16 protein-coding genes are annotated in these 20798 nt (G+C 74.5%); 6 read left to right on the top strand and 10 right to left on the bottom strand.

Translation table 11 applies throughout. The features are described from left to right. Window positions 1–10: 10 nt before the first annotated feature. The 6 genes from ACI78V_RS09495 to ACI78V_RS09470 all read right to left on the bottom strand — a co-directional run bounded on the left by ACI78V_RS09495 (window position 11) and on the right by ACI78V_RS09470 (window position 8149). Window positions 11–3478 carry a caspase family protein gene (locus ACI78V_RS09495; RefSeq protein ID WP_456850613.1) on the bottom strand — a complete coding sequence of 1156 codons (3468 nt, stop codon included), beginning with the start codon at window positions 3476–3478 and terminating at the stop codon, window positions 11–13. A 181-nt stretch (window positions 3479–3659) separates the two neighbouring features. After that, complete coding sequence (locus ACI78V_RS09490) at window positions 3660–4115, bottom strand: hypothetical protein (protein WP_456850611.1); 456 nt, start codon at window positions 4113–4115, stop codon at window positions 3660–3662. A gap of 131 nt (window positions 4116–4246) precedes the next feature. Continuing rightward, window positions 4247–6466: a catalase/peroxidase HPI gene (gene katG, locus ACI78V_RS09485; protein ID WP_456850609.1), complete on the bottom strand. Its 2220-nt coding sequence runs from the start codon at window positions 6464–6466 to the stop codon at window positions 4247–4249. After that, entirely contained in the window at window positions 6463–6930 is a 468-nt protein-coding gene (locus ACI78V_RS09480) for a Fur family transcriptional regulator (RefSeq protein ID WP_456850608.1), read from the bottom strand. Before ACI78V_RS09480 ends, katG begins: the two co-directional genes overlap by 4 nt. A 108-nt stretch (window positions 6931–7038) precedes the next feature. Continuing rightward, the gene (locus tag ACI78V_RS09475) at window positions 7039–7866 is read right to left on the bottom strand and encodes an MOSC domain-containing protein (protein ID WP_456850606.1); all 828 of its coding nucleotides are present in this window, start codon (window positions 7864–7866) and stop codon (window positions 7039–7041) included. Window positions 7867–8005: 139 nt separating this feature from the next. Continuing rightward, complete coding sequence (locus tag ACI78V_RS09470; protein ID WP_456850604.1) at window positions 8006–8149, bottom strand: hypothetical protein; 144 nt, start codon at window positions 8147–8149, stop codon at window positions 8006–8008. 444 nt (window positions 8150–8593) lie between these two features. Here ACI78V_RS09470 and ACI78V_RS09465 point away from each other — a divergent pair, with 444 nt between their 5' ends. Further along, window positions 8594–9421: a DUF5602 domain-containing protein gene (locus ACI78V_RS09465; RefSeq protein WP_456850603.1), complete on the top strand. Its 828-nt coding sequence runs from the start codon at window positions 8594–8596 to the stop codon at window positions 9419–9421. Window positions 9422–9571: 150 nt separating this feature from the next. Here the strand turns inward: ACI78V_RS09465 and ACI78V_RS09460 are convergent, their stop codons facing one another. Then, on the bottom strand, window positions 9572–10462 hold the full coding sequence (locus tag ACI78V_RS09460) for a universal stress protein (protein ID WP_456850602.1): 891 nt from the start codon (window positions 10460–10462) through the stop codon (window positions 9572–9574). A 589-nt stretch (window positions 10463–11051) separates the two neighbouring features. Here ACI78V_RS09460 and ACI78V_RS09455 point away from each other — a divergent pair. Then, a complete protein-coding gene (locus ACI78V_RS09455; protein ID WP_456850601.1) occupies window positions 11052–12503 on the top strand; it encodes a CHASE3 domain-containing protein in 1452 nt (483 codons plus the stop codon). Window positions 12504–12809: 306 nt separating this feature from the next. Here ACI78V_RS09455 and ACI78V_RS09450 read toward each other — a convergent pair whose 3' ends face one another. Beyond that, complete coding sequence (locus tag ACI78V_RS09450; RefSeq protein ID WP_456850599.1) at window positions 12810–14150, bottom strand: alpha/beta fold hydrolase; 1341 nt, start codon at window positions 14148–14150, stop codon at window positions 12810–12812. Between the two features lie 100 nt (window positions 14151–14250). Continuing rightward, window positions 14251–14694, bottom strand: a complete 444-nt coding sequence (locus ACI78V_RS09445; RefSeq protein WP_456850598.1) for a hypothetical protein — start codon at window positions 14692–14694, stop codon at window positions 14251–14253. 164 nt (window positions 14695–14858) lie between these two features. Here ACI78V_RS09445 and ACI78V_RS09440 point away from each other — a divergent pair, with 164 nt between their 5' ends. The 3 genes from ACI78V_RS09440 (at window position 14859) to ACI78V_RS09430 (ending at window position 18093) form a co-directional block, all read left to right on the top strand. Next, a complete protein-coding gene (locus tag ACI78V_RS09440) occupies window positions 14859–15827 on the top strand; it encodes a GlxA family transcriptional regulator (protein ID WP_456850597.1) in 969 nt (322 codons plus the stop codon). Between the two features lie 297 nt (window positions 15828–16124). Then, window positions 16125–16994, top strand: a complete 870-nt coding sequence (locus ACI78V_RS09435) for a patatin-like phospholipase family protein (RefSeq protein WP_456850596.1) — start codon at window positions 16125–16127, stop codon at window positions 16992–16994. A gap of 1 nt (window position 16995) precedes the next feature. After that, window positions 16996–18093 (top strand): lysophospholipid acyltransferase family protein, encoded by a 1098-nt coding sequence (locus ACI78V_RS09430; protein ID WP_456850595.1) that lies wholly within the window; start codon window positions 16996–16998, stop codon window positions 18091–18093. Window positions 18094–18345: 252 nt separating this feature from the next. Here ACI78V_RS09430 and ACI78V_RS09425 read toward each other — a convergent pair whose 3' ends face one another. Next, window positions 18346–19455, bottom strand: coding sequence for a ScyD/ScyE family protein (locus ACI78V_RS09425; protein ID WP_456850594.1), 1110 nt, complete (start codon window positions 19453–19455; stop codon window positions 18346–18348). 432 nt (window positions 19456–19887) lie between these two features. On the opposite strand from ACI78V_RS09425, the gene ACI78V_RS09420 reads away from it, so the two are divergent. Continuing rightward, complete coding sequence (locus ACI78V_RS09420; protein WP_456850593.1) at window positions 19888–20538, top strand: hypothetical protein; 651 nt, start codon at window positions 19888–19890, stop codon at window positions 20536–20538. The last annotated feature ends 260 nt before the right edge of the window (window positions 20539–20798 follow it).

The following is a 20798-nucleotide window of genomic DNA, read 5'->3' as shown; positions in this document are numbered from 1 at the left end:
GCCCCGGTCGTCAGCCTTCGCCGAGGACGGCCGCGGCGATGGTGCGCAGCCCGGCCTCCGTCGCGAAGTAGCTCATGTGGTCGCAGCCGACCTCGTGCACCCGCGGTGCAGGCCGGCGTCCCTCGGGGAGGTGCGTGGCACTGCTCCGGCTGACCGCGATGTCGTTGTCCTCGTCGTCGAAGATGTGCTGCAGCGCCGGGTCGACGAGGCGGCGGGGGGAGACCTTCTGCAGCAGCCCGCGCAGGAGACCGCGGCGCTGCTCCCGGTCGGGCGCCGGTGGGACGAGGCGGCGCAGCCCCACGACGACGTCGTAGCGGCAGTTCGGGTCCTCCGCTGCGAAGAGCCTGCTGAGGAACTCCGACCCCGGGGTCATCTCGTCCAGGGCGGTGTCGACCCGCTCGATGATGCCGACCAGCCCGCCGAGCACCCTGGCCGGCCAGGCCACGTCCCCGAGGCGGTTCAGGCCGAAGGCGAGGGCCGCGGTCGCCCACTGCTGCACGTCCGGCCACGGCGAGCCGCCGTTGGGCGTGCCCGCGGTCACCAGGTGCGAGACGACGTCCCGACCGTTGAAGTGCTCGACGAGGTGCCGGGTGACCAGCCCGCCCATCGAGTGGGCCACGACCACCAGGTGCTTGCGGTGCCCCGGGACCAGGCCGACCGCGGCCAGCCGGTCGCGCAGGTCGGCGGCGGTCTTCTCGATGGGGGTGTCGAGGTTCTCGTAGTCGAAGGCCAGCACGGCCTGGAAGCGGGCGCCGATCAGCTGCGGCGCGGGCACCACCCGCGTGGAGGCCGAGCTGCGCGCCATGCCCTCGGTGTCGCCGATGATCCCGTGGACGTACAGCAGCACGTCGGTGGCGCCCTCCACGGCCGCGCGGACGTGGGCCTCGTCGTCGTCGTAGGTCAGCCGCTCGCCGTCGACGCGGACCAGACGCAGCAGGGGGTGGCGGTACTGCGCCCCGAGGCGGCGGAGGACGAGCTTGCGGAAGAGGATCGAGATCGAGCCACGCAGGTCACGTGTCGTCGAGGTCGGCTCCGGCAGCCGCTCGATGACCACGTCGATCCCGCCACCACGGGCGTCGCCCCGCGCGCGGGGGCGCCCGTAGCCGACCGGGAGGTACGCCTCGCCGTCGAAGGCCACGGCCAGGAGCTCCTCGTCGCGGTCCAGCGGCCGGTCGACGTGCAGCCGCAGCGGGGTGTCCTCGGTGACCGCGGCGGCGTCCCGCACGTCGACCAGCTCGAGGACGTCGAAGTCGGGCACCGTGTCGCGGGTGCGCTGCAGCGGGAACGGCTGGGCGTCGGGATCGTCGCGGAGCACCGGTGGCTCCGGTGGGGTCCGGACCGAGCGGGAGATCTCTGCGGCCGAGGCGAGTCGGACCTCCGCGGTCAACGCGGGATGGCGGGCCACGGTCAGGCCGGGGGCCAGGGTCACGTCGGTGTCCGGGGTGATCCGCTGCCCGGCGGCCGGACGGGTCACGGTGACCACCACGTCGGTGGCGAACCAGTCCGCCGCCGCCTCACCGGCCTGGGGGGAGGCGCCGATGTGGCGCGCCGCGATGCGGTTCACCAGGCGGTCCAGCGTGCTGCGCAGCACGGGGGGCGCGGCGCGGGTCGTGCGGTCGACGGTGGTGAGGTCCAGGTCGTCCTGCAGGAGGGCGGCGACGTCGAACTGCGTCGTGCTGACGACCACCTTCAGCAGGTCCCGCAGCTCGGTGATCCCCTCGGCGTGCAGCTCGTCGGGGATGTAGGCGGCCAGCGGGTCCCCGTTGTTGGCCACGAGGACCGCGTGCGGCGGGATCTCCACGGCGGCGGTCTCGTACGTCGCGCTGCCGACGCCGTAGAGCTCGGTGAGGTCCAGGACGGCGCAGAACAGCGTCCGGCCGGTGTCGTTGCGCACCTCCAGCCGGAAGCCGGGAGCCGTGTCGGCGTCGTAGAAGAGGTCGAGCCCGCCGCCGGACCGCGGGCCGGTGCCGCCCGCCGTGGCGGGGACCGGCTCGACGGCGACCACGACCTTGCCGGTCGCCAGCCGCGTCGAGGGGTTGTGCAGCGCGGCGAGGCCCATCCAGCGCGCCATGTGCTCCAGGGCGGCCACGGTGCGGTCCGCGCCGGTCACGTCGCTGACCAGCGGCCGCGCGGCAGTGGGCCGGCCGATCCGGTAGCCGTCCGGCCGGGCGGCCACGCGCAGCGCCGCCTCGGCCGGGGACGCCTCCTCGACGAGCAGGGAACGCCGTCCGGTGCCGCCGCCGGCGAGCGCGGCCCGGAGTGCGTCGGCCGCGGCCGGGTCGCCCTCGATGAGGACGCCCACCGGCGGCAGGGGCGTCGCCACCACCACGGCCTTGTACGTGCGGTCCTGGGCGAGGGCGGCGCCGACCGGTGTGACGTCGACCCGGCAGCGGTCGGGGTCGACCCGGGTCACCCGGGCGGTGGCCACCCGCGCCGCGAGGTCGTCGAGGTCCTGGGTCTCGTGCCCGAGGACGGCGAACTCCGTGGTCTCCGTGCCCCGCGGCGGCGCGATGCCGTGGACCGCGCCGAGGTCGACCTCCCAGCCGGTGGCCCGCGCGTGGGCCAGCGTCCCGTAGGGACGCCGGGCCGTCACCGCGCCACCGAGGAAGGGCCGGCCGAGGTCGGCGGGGTCCGCCGCCTCCAGCTGCGGGGTCTGTTCCCGCACCCGGTTGCGGACGTCGGCGACCACCCAGCGGTGCAGGTCGGTGTAGGTGAGCGAGTCGCCGCCCTGCTCCAGGGCCCGCTCCAGCGCCACGGACATGGCGCCCCGCGGGACGCCCTCGTGGGTGACCTCCTTGGAGGTCTGGCTGGCCCGGCAGCCCGACAGGAGGACGTGCCGGCCGCGGTCGAGGGCGAACCAGCCGCCGTGGCCCTCCCCGCGCGCCAGGTCGGCGGGCGCCGCGGCGAGGGCGGCGGCCTCCTGCGTGGAGGACAGGAAGGTGCTCAGCGGGCGCAGCCGGTCGTCGATCGGTGCCCGGCGGACGGCCGTCCCGTCCTCCAGGTCCGGCGCCTCGCGGGTGGCGTGCCCGGAGTGGCAGCAGTCGAGGACCACGAGGACGTGCGGGTCGTCCCGGGCGACCTCGCCGATCAGCGTCGCCAGCTCCTTGTCCGCGAGGTCGAACTGCCCCGGCTCCCGGCTGTCGACGAGCACGAGGGTCTCGTCGAGGCGGTCGGGTTCGAGGTGCCAGAACTCCGGTGGCGCCGGTTCCTGGGACCCGTGACCGGAGTAGTAGAAGAGGGCGACGTCGTCCTGCCGCGCGCGGCCGAGGTGCTCGCGGAACCCGGTGACCACCGCCTGGCGGGTGGCCTCCCGGTTGCTCAGGACCCGGAGCTGGAGGGTGGTGTCCTCCCCTCCGACCCGCTCCCGGAGGATCCGCGCGACGGTCTCGATGTCGTTGACGCAGCCCTGCAGCGGCGGGACAGGGGGGCGGTAGTCGTCGATGCCGACCAACAGCGCATACACCGCTCGGCTGCCCATGAGCCTGCTCCCACCGCGATCCGCCGGTGACGCGTCGACAGCGCACCCGTGCCGGGGCTTAGCACCCGGGGCGTCACGCCGCCGTCACCACGGCGTCACGCCTCCCCGGACCGGGGCGGGCGTGCGCCCACCCCCGCCACTCCCGCGGGTCTCGTGCACCGGATCGGCCTGCGCTCGTCGGTCAGTGCGGGTCGCGGGGCGGGGGGAGCAGCCGGAGTCCGCCCGCGATCGCCCCGTACACCAGCGCCGGGCCGGTGTGCGGCCACCGCCTGCCCGAGGCCGCCCGTGCCTGTCCCCGGCGGAAGACCCACCGCTCCGCGGCGAGCACCCCGCCGGCCGCACCGGCGAGCACGGCGGCCGCGGACCCGAGGACGGCGACCCTGGTACCGGCGGGCAGCGCGCCGAGGGTCTCCGAGAGGGAGGCCTCGCCGTCGAGTTCCTGCCGCTCACGAGCGGTGGCCCATGCCGCCCGGAACTCCGGCACGGCTGCTGCGACGGAGACGGCGGTGAGCCCGGCCTTCGCCCAGCCACGAGCCGTGCGGGAGCGGATGAGGTCGGGCGTGGCGTAGTACAGGGCGGTCACGGCACCGGTGACCAGGGCGGCACCGGCTCGGGAGGGCGTCGGTCGGCTGCTCATGCCGCCATCCTGTCGCGGGACGGCGAGGAGGACGCCGCCAGCGGCCGTCGGCGTGCTCGGGCCGGGCCGGCCGGACGCGCGGACGCCCCGGCCCGCGGGATGCGGGCCGGGGCGTCCGGAAGGGGTGGTGTCTACCGCAGGTCGAAGCGGTCGAGCTCCATGACCTTGACCCAGGCGTCGACGAAGTCCCGCACGAACAGCTCCTGGGCGTCGTCGGCCGAGTAGACCTCGACGATGCCGCGCAGGATGGAGTTCGAGTTGAACACCAGGTCCGCGGCGGTGGCGGTGCGCACGACGTTGCCGTCGGCGTCCAGCCCCTCGTAGACGCCCTCGCCCTCGACCGCGGTGCGCCAGGAGATGCCCAGGTCGAGCAGGTTGCGGAAGAAGTCCTGCGACAGCACGCCCGGACGGTCGGTGAAGACGCCGTGCTGCACGCCGCCGGTGTTGGCGCCGAGCACCCGCAGACCGCCGACCAGCAGCGTCATCTCCTTGGCGGTGAGCTCCAGCATGTAGGCCCGGTCGACCAGCAGCGTCTCCGGCTGGAGCTTGCTGCCCGGCGCGATCCAGTTGCGGAAGCCGTCGGCCCGCGGCTCGAGCCAGCGGAAGTTGTCGACGTCGGTCTGCTCCTGCGAGGCGTCGGTGCGGCCCGGGTGGAACGGCACGGTCACCGCCACGCCGGCGTCGGCCGCGGCCTTCTCCACCGCCGCGCTGCCGCCGAGCACGATCAGGTCGGCCAGCGAGACCTGCTTGCCGGTCTGCTGCTCGAACTCGCCCTTGACCCGCTCGAGGACCGGCAGCACGTCGCGGACGCCCTCGTTGACCGCCCAGCCGATCTGCGGCTCCAGGCGCAGCCGGGCGCCGTTGGCGCCACCGCGCTTGTCCGTGCCGCGGTAGGAGGCGGCGGCGGACCAGGCCGTGTGCACCAGCTGCGGGACGGTCAGCCCGGACGACAGCAGCCGCTGCTTGAGGTCGGCGATCTCCGCCTCGCCCACGAGCTCGTGGTCGACGGCCGGGACCGGGTCCTGCCAGATGAGGTCCTCGGCGGGCACGTCCGGGCCGAGGTAGCGGACCTTGGGGCCCATGTCGCGGTGCAGCAGCTTGAACCAGGCGCGGGCGTACATGTCGGCGAAGTACTCGGGGTCGTTGCGGAACCGCTCGGCGTAGGCGCGCAGCTCCGGGTCGACCTTGAGGGCCATGTCGGCCGTGGACATCATCGGCGGGTTCTTCTTGCCCGCGATGTGCGCGTCGGGGACGAGCTCCTGCGCCTCGGGGTTGACCGGCTGCCACTGCTTGGCGCCCGCCGGGCTCTGGGTCAGCTCCCAGTCGAGGTCGAACAGCGTCTCCCAGTAGGAGTTGTCCCAGGTGGTCGGCGTCGGGGTCCAGGCGCCCTCGAGGCCGCTGGTGATGGTGTCGGGGCCCTTGCCGGTGCCGTGCTGGCTGATCCAGCCCAGGCCGTTGCCGTGCACCGGGCAGCCCTCGGGCTCGGGGCCGACGAGCTCGGGGTTGCCGGCGCCGTGGGTCTTGCCGAAGGTGTGGCCACCGCCGATGAGGGCGACGGTCTCCTCGTCGGTCATGCCCATCCGGCGGAAGGTGACCTTGATGTCGTGGGCGGAGGCGAGCGGGTCGGGCTGGCCCTTGGGACCCTCGGGGTTGACGTAGATCAGCCCCATGGTCACGTTGGCCAGCGGCCCCTCGTCGAGGTCCAGCGGCTCGTCGTTGGCGTAGCGCTCGTCGCCCAGCCACGTGTCCTCCGGCCCCCAGAAGACCTCCTGGGGCTGCCAGGTGTCGGGTCGGCCGAAGGCGAAGCCGAAGGTCTTCAGGCCCATGTCGTCGTGGGCGACGTTGCCGGCCAGCAGCAGCAGGTCGGCCCAGGACAGCGTCCGGCCGTACTTCTGCTTGACCGGCAGCAGGAGACGGCGGGCCTTGTCCAGGTTGGCGTTGTCCGGCCAGCTGTTGAGCGGGGCGAAGCGCTGCCCGCCCTCGCCGCCACCACCGCGGCCGTCGGCGATGCGGTAGGTGCCGGCGGCGTGCCAGGACATGCGGATGAACAGCGGGCCGTAGTGGCCCCAGTCGGCCGGCCACCAGTCCTGCGAGGTGCGCATGACCTCGACGATGTCGCGCTTGACCGCCTCGACGTCGAGCGTGGCGACCGCGGCCCGGTAGTCGAAGTCCGCGCCCAGCGGGTCGGAGTCCTTCGACGGCTTGTTCAGCACCGACAGGTCGACCTGGTTGGGCCACCAGTCCCGGTTGCTCTGCGGCCGCCGGTTGGTGACCTGGGTCGGGCCGGGGATCGCCGGGTTCTCGCTCTCGCTGGTGCTCTCGCTCTGGTTCTTGTCGATCTCGTTGGTCACGACGTGCCTCTCTGTGTGGTGCGGGGGGACGGGGCAGGAGGAGGGCCGGCTGCGCACGAGGAGCAGCGTCCCCAGAACAGGACCTCAGCCTCGTCGATGACGAAGCCCGAGTCGGCGGAGGGGGTCAGGCAGGGTGCGGCGCCGATCGTGCAGTCGACGTCGGCGATGGCCCCGCAGTCGCGGCAGACCAGGTGGTGGTGGTTGTCACCGACGCGGGCCTCGTAGCGGGCGTCGGAGCCCTCCGGCTGGATGCGCCGCACGAGGCCGGTGTCCTCGAGCGCACGCAGCACGTCGTACACCGCCTGGTGCGACACCGCACCGAGGCGGGCACGTGCCGCGCTGATCAGCGCCTTGGTGTCGAGGTGCGGCTGCGCGTGGACGGCGTCCAGCACCGCCAGTCGCGGCCGGGTGACCCGCAGGCCCGCCCCGCGCAGTGCGCGCTCGAGGTCTGCGGTGTCCGGCACGGCAGCGATCCTCACAACTTTCCTTGATCGAGTCAACAAACGGGCCCGGGGTGGTCGGCCGGCTCGCGCCGAGCAGGGGACGCACCGCCCGCCGTCCGGGGCGCGAGGTCAGCGATCGACGGGCGCCGCCGCCGCGAGCTGCTCGACGCGGTCGCCGACACCGACCGGCCCCGGCTCCTCGACGGTGGCGTACACACCGAAGACCACCGCGCCGTTGTCCGGGAGGTGTGCAACCGGGGTGGTGAGGTCGGTGGCCAGGTCGCCGCGGTAGCGCGCGATGGACCTGAGGGTGCTGAAGTCCACCACGCCGCTGTCGGGGTTCTCGTTGGTGACCACGCAGCGGGGGACCGGGCCGACCACCCGCACCGTCGCCCCGCCCAGCCGGACCCGCCGGCCCACCCAGGTGTCCTCCTCGTGCACCCCGCACCCGTCCACCTCCACCAGCATCCGGAACCGCCGGTGGTCCAGCCGCTCGCCACCGGGGGTGACGCTGCGCAGGTGCTCGATGGTGGCCGAGGAGATCAGCGTCACAGGGTGCACGTCGACCGCGTCGCCCGGGGTGTCGACGGCGACGAGGTGGACCGGCCGGCCGACGAACTCGGACAGGGCCGCTGACCACGGACCCGTGACGAGGTGACCGGCCACGTCCCGCCCGTAGAAGTCGGTGACGACCGGATCGCCCAGCTCGGTCGTCGTCCCCTGGACCGGGTCACGGCCGGGGACCTGCAGGGACAGGTGCTGCCGCCGACCGTCGTACTGCGCGGTGAGCCGGACCAGTGGCCCGTGCTGCTTGCCGTTGAACAGCCGGCCCCGGGCGTCGACGAGGTGGAACCGCCGGTTGTCCTCGACGCCGTTCCGGGTGAGCGCCAGGCTGGTCGGGTGGTGGAGGGCGGTGCCCTTGAGGGGGGTGGTCGACAAGCGTGAGACGACGGGCATGGGTCTCCATCCGGTCAGACGTGGCCGGCCCCAGCGTAGGGAGCCGCCCTGTCCGGGCCGGGACCGTCGTCGGCGACCGGCGCGCGGGCCCCCGGTGCCGGCGCGCGGCGTGGTGCGTCCTGGCTCGCCCCGCGGCCGGTCAGCTGCCGTGCCGCCGAGGGTGCATCAGCCGCTCCATCTCCGTGGCGGCCCGCTGCTTCTCCTTGCGCTCGCTGCGCTTGACCTTGACGGCCTTGCCGGACTTCTTCGCGGCGTGGTTGTCGTGGGGCGACTTGTCGGCCATGGGAGCGCTCCCTCTCGACAGACGGAACGGCTCCTCCTTACATCCCGGGGCGCAGCTTCGCCAGGGTGTCCGTCCTCGTGTCGCGGGGTGACGTCCCCACCACGACCGCAGCGCCGGGACGGCTGCCGAGGAACGCGCCGAGGAAGCGGCGCCGGCGGACCGGGATCGAGAGCAGAAGGTCCCTGGACCGACGCCGAGCGGCTCCGGGAGCCTCGAGTCCCGGAACAGCGGCGTCCCCCGTCGTGTCGGCGCCGCCTCGGGAGCGCGGTCAACCCCGCCGCACCGCTTCCCGGTCCGACCGCGTGTCCGGAACCCGTCCCGCCCTCGCCCACGGAGGCGCCGGTCCCCGCGCGGGCGGCGTCGTGGCCGTCGGTGCGGGCCCCAGACGGCCGGAGCCGGTCAGCACCCCGTCTGTTCGACACCCGATCCAGAGAGGTGAGGGCTATGGCCGCTCACCGCACCCTCCGCGGCGCAGTACTGACCGTGGCCGCCTGTGCGGGTCTGAGTTCTCTCGCCGGCTGCGGCGCCGACGTCGCGCGGTCCAGCAGCACGCCGCCGTCCGACGGCGGCACCTACTCGGGCCCGTCTCAGGAACTGGGGAACGGCACGGTCGAGACCTACGTGACGCTGGACGACGGTCGACGCCCGACGGAGGTGGGCCTGCGTCTGACGCCCGCCGCCCTGGAGGGACTACCCGAGGCGGGGACCACGCTGATGCTCGACTTCCCCGATGAGGCGGCGGACACCGCGTTCGACCACGTCATGCTGAACTGGAACCCCCAGGGCCACGAGCCGGCCGAGCTGTTCGGGCGAGCCCACTTCGACTTCCACTTCGACATGGTCGACATGGCGACGATGGAGGGCATCACCCCGGACGACCCGGCCTACGCCGTCAAGGCCGAGACCCTCCCCGAGGCGAGGTACGTACCCCAGGACTACGCGGTTCCGCCGGGCGCGCCCGCCGCCGCGCAGGCCGTCCCCGGCATGGGCGTGCACCTGGTGGACTCCAGCGACACGAGCCTCGTCCCCGGGGAGTACGACTTCACGCGGATCATCATCAACGGCGTGTGGGACGGCCGGTACATCTTCGTCGAGCCGATGATCACCCGGGACTGGCTGTTGACCGGACCGAACTCGGAGGAGCCGCTCAAGCTGCCCGAGGCGTACCAGCAGACGGCCTACTACCCGACCACGTACGCCGTCCGCGTCGACCAGGAGACGGAGGAGTACGTCGTCTCGCTCGGGGACCTGACGTCGCGCGACGCGTCGTAGCCCGAGGCGACTCGGTCGATACGCACCGGGCAGGAGTCCCCGGGACGGGGCTCGCACCAGAGGGCGTGGGGGTCGTGCGGCACGGGGGCCATCCGGGAGGCCGAGCGTGCCGGGGACGAGGACGGTGTCCGCGGCCGGCCCCGACAGCCGTCACGCCCGGAGCGGGACGACGGCGACCGGGCACGACGCGCGGTGCAGCACGCCGTGCGTGGTCGACCCCAGACGCGCCACCCAGCTCCGCTGCCGGTGGCCGACGACGAGCAGCTCGGCGGTGGTCGCCGCGGTCAGCAGGGCGGTCGACGGCCGGTCCCGCACGACCACCTCGCGGAGTTCGACGTCGGGCGCCTCGTCCCGCCAGCCGGCGACGGCCTCCGCGAGGAGCCGCCGCTCCTCGTCCTCGACACCGGTCCAGTCGACCAGCGGCCCGAAGCCGCCGACGGCGGCCTCCAGCGTGACGTCGCGCCAGGCGTGCACGGCCGTCAGGCCGGTCGTGCGGGACGCGGCCTCCGCGACGGCGAACGCGAGCACCTCCTCGTCGCCCGGCCGTCCCTCCACGCCCGCGACCACCGAGTGGCGCCGGTCGGCGTCCCCGGGCTCGTCGGGCAGGGCGATCACCGGGCACCGCGCGTGCTGGACCACCGCGCCGGCGGTCGAGCCCAGCAGGAGGCCCGGGACCCCACCCAGGCCGCGCCGGCCGATCACCAGCAGGGCCGCCTCGGCCGAGAGGGCCAGCAGGCCGTCCACGGGGTGGTCGTCGACCACGGAGGCCGACACCTCGGTCATCCCGGTCGACCGCCGGACGGCGTCGGCCGCGGCCTCCACGAGGTGGGTGGCGCTGTCGTGGAACCGCGACCGGACCTCGGGGGCGCTCATCGGCCGCGGTTGACCGGCCGCCTGCCAGGGGGTCACGTGCACCAGGAGCAGCGGCAGGCCCCGGCGGTGGGCCGCGCCGGCGGCGTACACGGCGGCCCCGACCGACGACTCGGACCCGTCGACACCGGCGACGACCCGTCGGCCGGCGACGGTGGTCGGTCCGGTCACCGGGCACATCCCGTCGCGGCGGCGACGCCGACCGGCACGGCCCGGGCGTCACCGTCTGCCGTGCGCCGCGGGCCGACGCGCGGGAGGGTGCCGGTCCGCCCCCGGTCGGGGGGTCGTGGGCGGGTCCGGCGACCTCCGCGCGGCACCCGCGTGGCCGAGGTCCAGATCTGCGCTCGCATCGGTCGACTCCCTCGGTCATCGGCCAGGCAGGGCCCTGGCGCCGGATCCTGGGCGAGCCTCGCCGAACCGTGGCTGCTCCGGCTCCGGTCGAAGGCCGCGGGCGGTCGGGACCTCCGCCCTCGACGGGGCGGCCGCTGCCGTGCAGGGTGGGAGCGTCGATCGGGAGCAGCCCGGGGGCCACCGTGGCAGCGGCGGGGTCCTCGCGTCCGCCCCGCCCGGGAACGCGACGGGACCACGTGCGGCGGCGTCACCCATCGCGGCGGGACGGTGCGCGCCGGCGGGGGACCGCCACCGGGCAGGCCCGCGGTGCCCGGCGTCGTCGTACCGGACCGGCCGACCAGGTCGGTCTTCTGGCACGTCGCGGCCGGGAGTAGGTTCCCCGACGCCCGCGGCCGCGCAGCCGAGCAGGATGAGTGGGGACGACGTGGTGGCCCTGAACCCGCGCCTCGGCTCCCTGCGTGCCGTGGTCCACGTCGTGGTCGCCGTCCTGATCGGCATGCTGGTGGTCAGTGCCGTGGTCACCGGAGCGGCCCGTGCCACGGTGGCCGCCGCGCAACGGACGCTGTCCGACGAGGTCCTCCCCGCCCGGCAGGCCACCTCCGACCTGGTCACCGCCTACGTGAACCAGGAGACCGGTCACCGCGGCTTCCTGCTCACCGGTGACCCGGTGTTCCTCGAGCCGTACGACCAGGGCCGCGCCGCGGCCGACGGGCTGCAGTCGCGGCTGGCCGATCTCCTCTCGGACGACGCGGAGGGCCTCGCCCTCCTGGAGGACGTGCAGGCCGCCGGCGAGCGCTGGCAGCGGACCGTCGCCGAACCGGGGAACGCAGTCCGCGGTGCGGGTCCCCTGGCGGATGCGGAGGCCCGGTCCCTCGCCGTCGACGGCAAGGCGCAGTTCGACGCGCTGCGCGGGCGGGTCACCGCCCTCGAGGACCGCACCGTCGAACTGACCACGGCCCAGCTGGCCAGGATCCGGGGAGCCCAGTCGCTGGCGAACGTGATCGCGATCAGCGCGGCCGTCCTCGCCGTGGCCGTCGGGCTCGGTACGTGGCTGTTCCTCCGACGCCGCCTGACCCGGCCCCTGCAGCGACTGCTCACCGACGTCCGGGTCGTCGCCGACGGCGACTACGACCACCGCATCGACCGCCGCGGCCCGCAGGAGCTGTCCCTCCTCGCCGACGCCGTCGACCGCATGCGGGTCAGCGTCGTGGCGAGCGGCCGCGAGCGGGTGGCGGCCCAGCACGAGCTCACCCTCCGTCAGGAGCACGACCGCATGGCCGCCGACCTGCACGACCTGACCATCCAGCGGGTCTTCGGTCTGGGGTTGCGGCTGGCGTCCGCGGGTCTCCGGCACCCCCAGCTCGCTCCGGTGGCCGACCCCCTGATCGAGGAGACCGACCGGATCATCCGCGAGCTCCGGACGGTGATCTTCGAGTTGAGCCGACACGGGTCGGACTCCGGCGAGACACTGCGGGGCGCGACCATCGGCGTGGTCGAGGGCGGTGTGCGGGCACTCGGGTTCACGCCGTCGCTGGAGTTCTCCGGCCCCGTCGACACCCTCGTCCCCGACGAGACCGCCGTCGAGGTCCTCGCCGTGCTCCAGGAGTCGCTGAGCAACGTCGCGCGCCACGCCCGCGCCACCCGGGCCGACGTCAGCCTCCGGGTCCGGGACGGGTTGCTGGAGCTCACCGTCAGGGACGACGGCGTCGGCGTCGACTCGGCCTCACCACGCGGGAACGGTCTGACGAACCTGCACGCACGCGCACAGCGCCTGGGCGGCGAGGCGGGGGTCGGTCCCGGGCCGGACGGCCGCGGGACCGTCGTCACCTGGCGGGTGCCCGTCACCCGGCCGGAGGGCTGACCGCGGTCCACCGGCACGAGCCCGCGCCGGCGCCGACCACGCGCAGCGTCCCTGCAGCCCGGCCGCCGGCCGACGCTCCGCGGCACCGGCGCCCGCCGGCATGACCGACGCAGTCGTGCCGACGCCGCCCTCCGGGTGGGGCCGACGTCGCCGCCCCGCCGCGCATGTCCGGCGCTGCGGAGCCAGGCGCCGTGCCCGGGGTCGGGACGGTCCGACACGGTCACGGGGGTGGCCGCGGCGTCCGGCGCTGGTCCGGCCGGGGCGCCGGGAGCGGCGCGCGGGCCCATGCCGGGGAACCGCCGGGGGTCACTGCAGTGGCGTGCCGGCGCGCACGGCCCGGACGACGTCCTCGACCGCCTGGACCGAGCCGGCGGCGCCGCGCGCCTCGTCCAGCAGAGCTCCATGCCCGGCAGCTGCGTACCGGTGCGCGCTGTCGGTCGACAGCGCGGCCATGCGTTCCTGCGCGGCGAGCCAGGCCGGGTCGTCCTCGTTCCCGGCGGCGGTGACCACGACCAGCGGCGTGGCGCCGAGGGTGGTCAGCGCACGGGCCTGCCTGAGCAGGGCGGGCATCGTGGCGATCTCGTCGCGGACGTTGCGCCAGCCGCGGGGACCGGAGCTGAACACCCGTACCTGCCCGGCGGCCGGCTCGGGGAGGACGGACCAGTACGAGGTGGGGAGCAGCCGCCCGACACCGAGGCGGGCGAGGCTGGGCAGGACAGCCATCGCACTGGGGGGACCGCCGCCGACGCGGTAGGGGTCGGTGGCGTCCAGCAGGACCATCCCGGCGACCTGCTCGGGGTAGCGGGCGGCGTAGGTCATCGCGTGGTCCCCACCGATGGAGTGCCCGACCAGCACGTAGGGACCCCGCTCACCGGCGCTCTCGAGCAGGGTGTGCAGGTCGGCTGCGGCCTGGTGGCCGTCCTGCGGCTGCGGTCCGTCCTCGCTCCAGCCCTGCCCGGCCCGGTCGTAGGCGCAGACCCGGGCACTGCGCCCGACGCCCGGGGCGACGCGCGCCCAGTTGGCCGACGTCAGCCCCAGCCCGTTGAACAGCACCACGGTCGGGCCGCCGGAGCCGGTGCAGTCCAGGTGCAACCGGTAGCCGCCGACGTCGTGGGTCTGCCCGGGCATCGTGCGGCCAGGATCGTCGGAGGCCGGCCCGACGGTCTCCAGGGCGCCGCCGACCGCCGCGGCGGCGATGACCACCACGACGGGGTAGAGCAACCAGCGGCCACTGCCGGCGGCCAGGGCGCGGCGGAGCCGGATGCCCATCCAGACGGCCAGCGCCAGCAGCACCGGGGGCCACACCCATCCGGCGGCGGTCAGCCCCGGGTTGCCGGGGGCGACGACCAGGAGCCCGAGCCCCGTCGCGGCGAGGCCGGCGGCCGGCACCCGTGCCCACCGCTGCGGCTGGCTGGTCATCCGCGCCGACAGTGCCGCCAGCAGCGCCCAGCCGGCGGCGAACCCGAGCAGGGCCGACCCGGTGATCACGTGTTCGGGCGCACCGGCGAACACGACCAGGGGGAGTGCGGCGGCGAGCAACCCCCCGGTCAGCAGTGATCCGGCGACGATCCGGCGGACGGGGCCGGTGTGTGCCGGGGGTCCGACGGTGGGCCCGGTGGCTTCGGCGGTCGGGGCGGGAGCGGGCACGGGTGGGGTCTCCTGGTCGGGTTCGGTCGGTCCGGGACCGACGGTCGACGGTGCTCCCGCTGCTGGAACCGGCATGTGCGCCGGATCCGTCGCGGCCGGGTCAGGTCGGGAGCAGGTGCACGGTCAGCGCGACCGCGATCAGGGCGGCGGCGACCCAGTCGACCGTCGCGCAGAACGGCGGCCACCAGCGGGTGCCGGCCACGAAGCCGGTGCGGTGCTGCCACAGGTCCTTGCAGCCGTGTCCGGCCAGGCCGGCGACGACCAGCCAGGCCGAGCCGGTTCCGGCGGCGGCAGCGACCACGAAGACCGACGCGACGACCGTCTCGACGACCAGCACGTGCCGGCGCCCGTCGGCAACGGCGAAGCCGACGTAGACCGCGGCGATGAGGGTGAGGCCGAGGGCGTAGACGGTCGCCGGGTCCAGCCAGGAGAACGCCAGCGGCGAGGCGGCCTGCAGGACACCGAGGACGACACCCCAGACCAGCGGTGCGCGCAGACGACGGTGAGTGGAGCCGGACGAGGTGGCCGGCGCAGTGGGTGGCATGCGGTCTCCCGGCGGCTCCCGGTGGGCGAGGCCCGATCGGGCGTACTGGCGTTCCGGAGGGCGGACCTGCGTTCCGGGCACGGGACGACGATGGGGCCGGAGCCTCGAGTGCGCCAGGACGTGGGCTTGACGATCTCGGACATGCCGAGCCGTACAGTGCGGGGGTGGCTGCCCTCGACGTCGCGGTCGTCACGTTCCCGTCGGCGCAGATCCTGGACGTGACCGGCCCCCTCGAGGTCTTCTCCAGCGCCACCCACCTGCTGCCGTCGGCGGAGTACCGCACGCAGGTGGTGAGCACGTCGGGCGGTCCGGTGCTGGCCAGTTCGGGGCTGTCGTTCGGCACCACCGCGCTCTCCCGCGTCGTGGAGCCGGTCGACACGCTCGTGGTCGCCGGCGGGCGGGACATGGACCAGGCGCGCGCGGACGAGGACCTGCTGGCCCACGTCCGGCGGCTGGCAGGCAGCGCCCGACGGGTCACCTCGGTCTGCTCGGGGGCCTTCGTCCTCGCGGCCGCCGGGTTGCTGGACGGGCGACGGGCCACCACCCACTGGGCGGAGTGCCAGCTGCTCGCGACCGCGCACCCCGAGGTGTCGGTCGACGGCGACGCGATCTACGTGCGCGACGGCGACGTCTGGACCTCCGCCGGGGTGACGGCGGGCATCGACCTGGCGCTGGCCCTCGTCGCCGACGACCACGGCGCGCGGGCGGCGGCGGCGGTCGCCCGGCACCTAGTGGTCTACCTGCGGCGCTCCGGTGGGCAGGCGCAGTTCTCCACGCTGCTCGCCGCGCAGGCGGCGGAGAGCGAACCGGTACGGGAGCTGCTGGCGTGGCTGCCCGACCACCTCACCGCGGACCTCTCGGTGCCCGCCCTGGCCCGCCGCGTGCACCTGTCCGAGCGACAGTTCAGCCGGGTGTTCAAGGCCGAGGTCCGGGTGACGCCGAGCGAGCACGTGGAGCGGTTGCGGCTCGAGGCGGCCTGCCGGCTCCTCGAGACCACCGGCCACGCCGTCGACCACATCGCTCGCGTCTGCGGGTTCCAGACGCCGGAGACGATGAACCGCGCGTTCCGTCGTCGGTTGAACACCACCCCCGGAGACCACCGCCGGCACTTCGGCCACGTCGCCGTGCAGTAGCCCACCACCGCACCGGCGACGTCGGCCTCCGGCCGCTCACGGTGACCGCCGACGTGCGGCGGAGCGACCAGCACGGCGGCCGGAGCGCAGGCGAGGGCGCCGGGGGCGCCGGGTGCTCGACCGTTGTCTCCGGGGCCTCACCCCACCCCGCATCAGGACGTTGCTCGTGTCTCCGCCCGCGGATCCAGGGGCTTCCTGGTCGGGCCAGCGCATCGGAGCAGGCCCGATCCGACCGCTGTCCCGGCCGGTCCCGATCCGCGCTGTCCGCCCCCCGCCTCGGATGACACGATGCGGGCCATGGCCTCGCCAGGAACGCCGGCCGGCACGGGGGGCACGGCCTTCGTCCTCGGTGGCGGGGGAGTGCTCGGCGCGGCCGAGGTCGGGATGCTGCAGGCTCTGTTCGAGCACGGTGTGCGGCCCGACCTGGTCGTGGGCACGTCGGTGGGCGCGATCAACGGCGCGCTGGTCGCCGCCGACCCCGCGCCGGGCACCGTGGATCGATTGCGTGGCGTGTGGGAGGAGCTGTCCTCCCAGCGGATCTTCGCCGGGTCCGTGCTGGGCCGGGCGCGCACGCTGGTGCGGACCCGCACGCACCTGCACCCGCGTGAGCCACTGCGGGACCTGCTCACCGCGCATCTCCCGGTGCGCACCTTCGCCGAGCTGCGCGTGCCGTTCCAGTGCGTCGCGGCCAGCATCGAGCGGGCCGCCGAGCACTGGTTCACCGAGGGTGCGCTGGTCGAGGCGGTGCTCGCCTCGTGCGCCGTGCCCGGGCTGCTGCCGCCCGTGGAGCTCGACGGCGAGCACTACCTCGACGGCGGGCTGGTGCACAGCATCCCGGTCGGCCGGGCCGTCGCGCTCGGCGCCGACGTCGTCTTCGTGCTGCACGTCGGGCGGATCGACCGTCCGCTGAGCCCACCGACCGGACCGTGGGAGGTCGCCCAGGTCGCCTTCGAGATCGCGCGGCGGCACCGCTTCGCCGCGGACATGGCCGCCCTGCCACCCGACGTCACGGTGCACGTGCTGCCCTCGGGGGACCCGGCTCCGTCCGGGGCCGTCAGCCTGCGCTACCGGGACTTCTCCCGGGTGCAGGCCCGGATCGACCAGGCGTACCGCGCGACCCGTACCCACCTGGACCGGATCGGCGCGTCCCGGCACGGGGGAGCCTGAGGTGCTGCCGCCACGCCACGTCCGCCGGGTCACCGGTCCCCTCCTCGTCGCCGCGCTGCTGGCCGCGGTCGTCCTGGCGCCCGCGCTCGTGGCCGTGGCGGTGGTCGTCTCGGTCTTCCTGCCGGGCCGGCTGCGCGCGCTGCGGCTGCTGGCCTTCGCGCTGGTCTACCTGGCGCTGGAGGCGGCCGGGCTCGCGGTCGCGGCGGTCCTGTGGGTGCTCAGCGGCTTCGGCCGCCGGTTGCACACACCGCGGGCCCGGGCGGCGCACTACACCGTGCTGCGCCTGTTGCTCGACACGCTGATGCGGGTGGCGCAGCGGCTGTTCGCACTGCGGCTGGTCACCGACGGCACGTCCTGGTCGCCGCTGGACGACGGGGTGCCCGGTTCGACCAACGCCATGGTCGTCCTCTCCCGGCACGCCGGCCCGGGCGACTCGTTCCTGCTCGTGCACACGTTGATGAACCGCGACCACCTGCGCCAGCCGCGGATCGTGCTCAAGGACGTGCTGCAGGCGGACCCGCTGATCGACGTCTACCTCAACCGGCTGCCCAACCACTTCGTCTCGGCCGATCCGGCGGGGTCCAGCTCCGAGGAGGCGATCGCCGACCTGGCCCGTGACCTGGGTGAGGAGGACGCGCTGCTGATCTTCCCCGAGGGGGCGAACTTCACGGCGCGGCGCCGGATCCGGGCCATCGAGCGACTGCGCGACCGGGGGCTGCTCGCCGCGGTACGCCGGGCCGAGGAGATGCAGAACCTGCTGCCGCCGCGTCCGGGCGGGGTCATCGCGGCGCTGCACGCGGCCCCGCACGCCGACGTCGTGTTCGTCGCGCACACCGGACTGGAACACCTGAGCACGGTCCACGACCTGTGGCGGAACCTGCCCATGGACAAGACGCTGCACCTGCGCTGGTGGTTCATCCCGGCCGCCGAGGTGCCGCAGGACGAGACACAGCTGACCGACTGGCTGTACCGCTGGTGGGAGACGATCGACGCCTGGATCACCACCACCTCGGCAGCTCAGCGGGCGCAGGACGTACGTGGCAGCGGTGTGCCGGGGGTGCTCGGCGCGGGCAGCGGGCTCAGGAGCGAGCCGTCCTAGCGGGACGTCTGCGTCGCCGGTACGAGCCGGTGGCTGCTGGTGGGAGGGAGTGCCGCCAGGTCGTGCCGTGCGGCCCACCAGCCGGGTCGCAGTCCGTGGAGTGGAGCAGGTCGGCGGCGGCATGGAAGGCGAGGACCTCCGGATCGTGGGTGGATGCCGGCGGCGGCTCCAGTCCACGTCCGGAGGTCCTCCCCGAGGAAGATCGGTCGATCCGTGCCGTCACACGCTTCGACCGACGTCCCCGGGCAGTACCTAGAACGATCGCTTGGTCAGCCGCCAGACCTGCCCGTCGGTGCCCGGCGTACCGGTCCCGGTGCCGGGGGAGAGCGAGTTCACCGCCACGTACACGTTGCCGGGCTGGTCGACGACCACGCCCGCCGGCGACGGCACAGGCAGCGTGGCCCGTGCGCCGTTCTTGGGCACCAGCACCACCTGACCGGTCCGGTCGGCGCCGCCGCGCAGCTCGCTGACGTACAGGTTGCCTGCCTGGTCCTGTGCGGCACCGGTCACGCCGGTGAAACCGGTCCAGGTCTGCTGGATCGCCCCGTTCCGGCGGTCCAGCTCCCAGACCCGACCCGCATCGGGAACCAGCGACCCGAGGCCCGCGACGATGATGTCCCCGTCACGACTGAAAGTCAGCGATGTCGGGACCGGGTCGCAGAAGGAGCCGCCCTGGTTGGTCCGAGTGTCGCAGGCGCCACCGCTGATGTTGGGCAGGACGGCGAACACGCTGACCTCGCCGCGATCGTCGACGGCGAGGATGTCGTTGCCGGCGGCGTCGGCCACCAGCACCCGGTCGCCGAGGTCGAGCACCGCGTACGGGTTCGACTCGACACCCTGGCCGTCCGGGTCGTTCGCCGTCTCGAAGGCGCGGATGTCGGCGACCACTGCGGCCGGCTGCCCCGCCGCCGCGCGCAGCAGCTTGCCCTCCTGCTCCTCCGGCAGCCCAGCGATGTCGTCCGGGACGTCGACGTCCTTGGCGACGAAGATCCGGTCCAGGGACCGCGCGCTCGCCCCGTCGTTGCCCGTCGCGCCGATCCCGGACGGACCGGCCTCGGACAGCAGACCGGTCACCACGCGCTCCGCGGTGACCCCCTGGACCTTGCTCGGGCGCCGCACGATGCTGACCGCCCCGGTGGTGCCGACGCACACGAACTGCCCGCCCGCGACGGCACAGTCATCGCCGCCGGTTCCGGACTCCGCGATGACCAGCACCCCGTCAGCGGTCAAGTCCAGCTGCCGCGGGTTGTCCAGCTGCCGCGCCACCGGCACCGGAGCCAGCGGTGCAGCGACGGCCGGACTGATCAGCAGCGTCGGGATCGCCAGGCTGGCGGTGGCCGCTGCACACACGAGACGTTTCATCGTTCCCCTAGCAGGTCGAGGATCAGGGCCGTCGGTGCGGCCGATGAGGGAGCCGAACATTCGCAGGGCGCCCCGGGGCCGTCAACCACCACGTTCGTCATCCGCTCGGGAGAAACTGCTGGTGACACGTCCGTCGGCCCATGGCGGTCGGCTGCCGTTGCCAGCTGAGCACGTGCCGCTGTCGCGTCGGCATCGCCCGGTCCCGCGCCTCCTCGGCCCGTCGGAGGCTCGCCTCCCGAGTGCGGGACTGCCCCACGTGGGAGCCGGCGCAGTGTCCTCGGCTTGACGGATGTCCAGGGTCCGGACCCCATCTCGTCGAGCGATGCGGTGGACGCCGTCGAGTCCGTTCGTCCCCGTGGTGAACGCGCACCGGCGGGTGTTGGCTGGAGGCGTATGTCGGTCCCGCATCCCGGGAGGGGGCACCCCGTGAAGATGACCGGATCTGCGTCGTGGCAGCTCACCGAGACCGAGGGGGACCGGGCGCACGTCCTGCTCTACATCCGGGACGTCGCCGCACTCGAGGTGCCGACGGAGGTCGAGGCCCCGCCCCGCCTCGTCGGGCTGCCTCCGCAGGGGTCCCTGGTCCTGGACGATGACCGACGTCGGCGAGCCGGCCGGGAGTGGGCCGACTGGTGGCATGCGCTACTCGAGGTGGAGGGGCGGGAGCAGACAGGAACGGACGACGACGACTCGTCGTTCTGGGCTCGGGCCGAGGACCTGGGGCGGGTCTGGGACGCGCCGGAGTTCTGGTCGCTCGCCGACCAGCGGGCCTTGCGGGAGGCGACCCTGGCGCTCTACCCGGAGGCGCGTCGCTGGGTTGACGCCGGCCCGAGCAGCCCTTCCCGGCTCCGTGGTGGGGGCCACTTCCCGTGGGCGACGGTCAGGGACACCGCGGAGGAGGTCGCCGCCGAGCGCGGAGTGAGCCACGGAGAAGTGCGGGGCAGGGTGATGGTGCTCGACGTCGAGGGCCTGTGGTGGCGGCGGGTGGCCCCGGGGACGGTCCTCTGCTCGACCGCGGCTACCGAGGACTCGCCAACGGCGAGGACGATCCTGAGGGACGCCTTCGGGTCCGGCTCCGGCTGACCGCAGTGTCGGCTCGCGCAGGTGGTTGACGGCTTCGTCGCCGAGCCTCCGGCTGCGACGATCCGCGCGGCACGCCGCCGGAGAGCCGAACCGACGAATCCCCACGTAGGAGTGTCCGAGGGGGCGACACGGTACATACGCACACGCCTTCGCCCGTGACCGGCTGGCGTAGAACGGGACCGCGCGACGGGGCGCCGGACCCACGCGCGAGCGCGAGGCCGGCCCGCACTCCGGCTGTGGCACCGGCCCGCGACACCGCC

The organism is Geodermatophilus sp. SYSU D00742, assembly GCF_054049935.1.
Note: the sequence above shows the minus strand (reverse complement) of the source record. Positions and strands in the feature narration are given on the sequence as shown.

Bases quoted from the DNA above. Each gene is read 5' to 3' on its own strand.
- ACI78V_RS09495 (WP_456850613.1), bottom strand. From the start codon at position 3,478: ATGGGCAGCCGAGCGGTGTATGCGCTGTTGGTCGGCATCGACGACTAC.
- ACI78V_RS09490 (WP_456850611.1), bottom strand. From the start codon at position 4,115: ATGAGCAGCCGACCGACGCCCTCCCGAGCCGGTGCCGCCCTGGTCACC.
- ACI78V_RS09475 (WP_456850606.1), bottom strand. From the start codon at position 7,866: ATGCCCGTCGTCTCACGCTTGTCGACCACCCCCCTCAAGGGCACCGCC.
- ACI78V_RS09470 (WP_456850604.1), bottom strand. From the start codon at position 8,149: ATGGCCGACAAGTCGCCCCACGACAACCACGCCGCGAAGAAGTCCGGC.
- ACI78V_RS09465 (WP_456850603.1), top strand. From the start codon at position 8,594: ATGGCCGCTCACCGCACCCTCCGCGGCGCAGTACTGACCGTGGCCGCC.
- ACI78V_RS09455 (WP_456850601.1), top strand. From the start codon at position 11,052: ATGAGTGGGGACGACGTGGTGGCCCTGAACCCGCGCCTCGGCTCCCTG.
- ACI78V_RS09445 (WP_456850598.1), bottom strand. From the start codon at position 14,694: ATGCCACCCACTGCGCCGGCCACCTCGTCCGGCTCCACTCACCGTCGT.
- ACI78V_RS09435 (WP_456850596.1), top strand. From the start codon at position 16,125: ATGGCCTCGCCAGGAACGCCGGCCGGCACGGGGGGCACGGCCTTCGTC.
- ACI78V_RS09425 (WP_456850594.1), bottom strand. From the start codon at position 19,455: ATGAAACGTCTCGTGTGTGCAGCGGCCACCGCCAGCCTGGCGATCCCG.
- ACI78V_RS09420 (WP_456850593.1), top strand. From the start codon at position 19,888: ATGACCGGATCTGCGTCGTGGCAGCTCACCGAGACCGAGGGGGACCGG.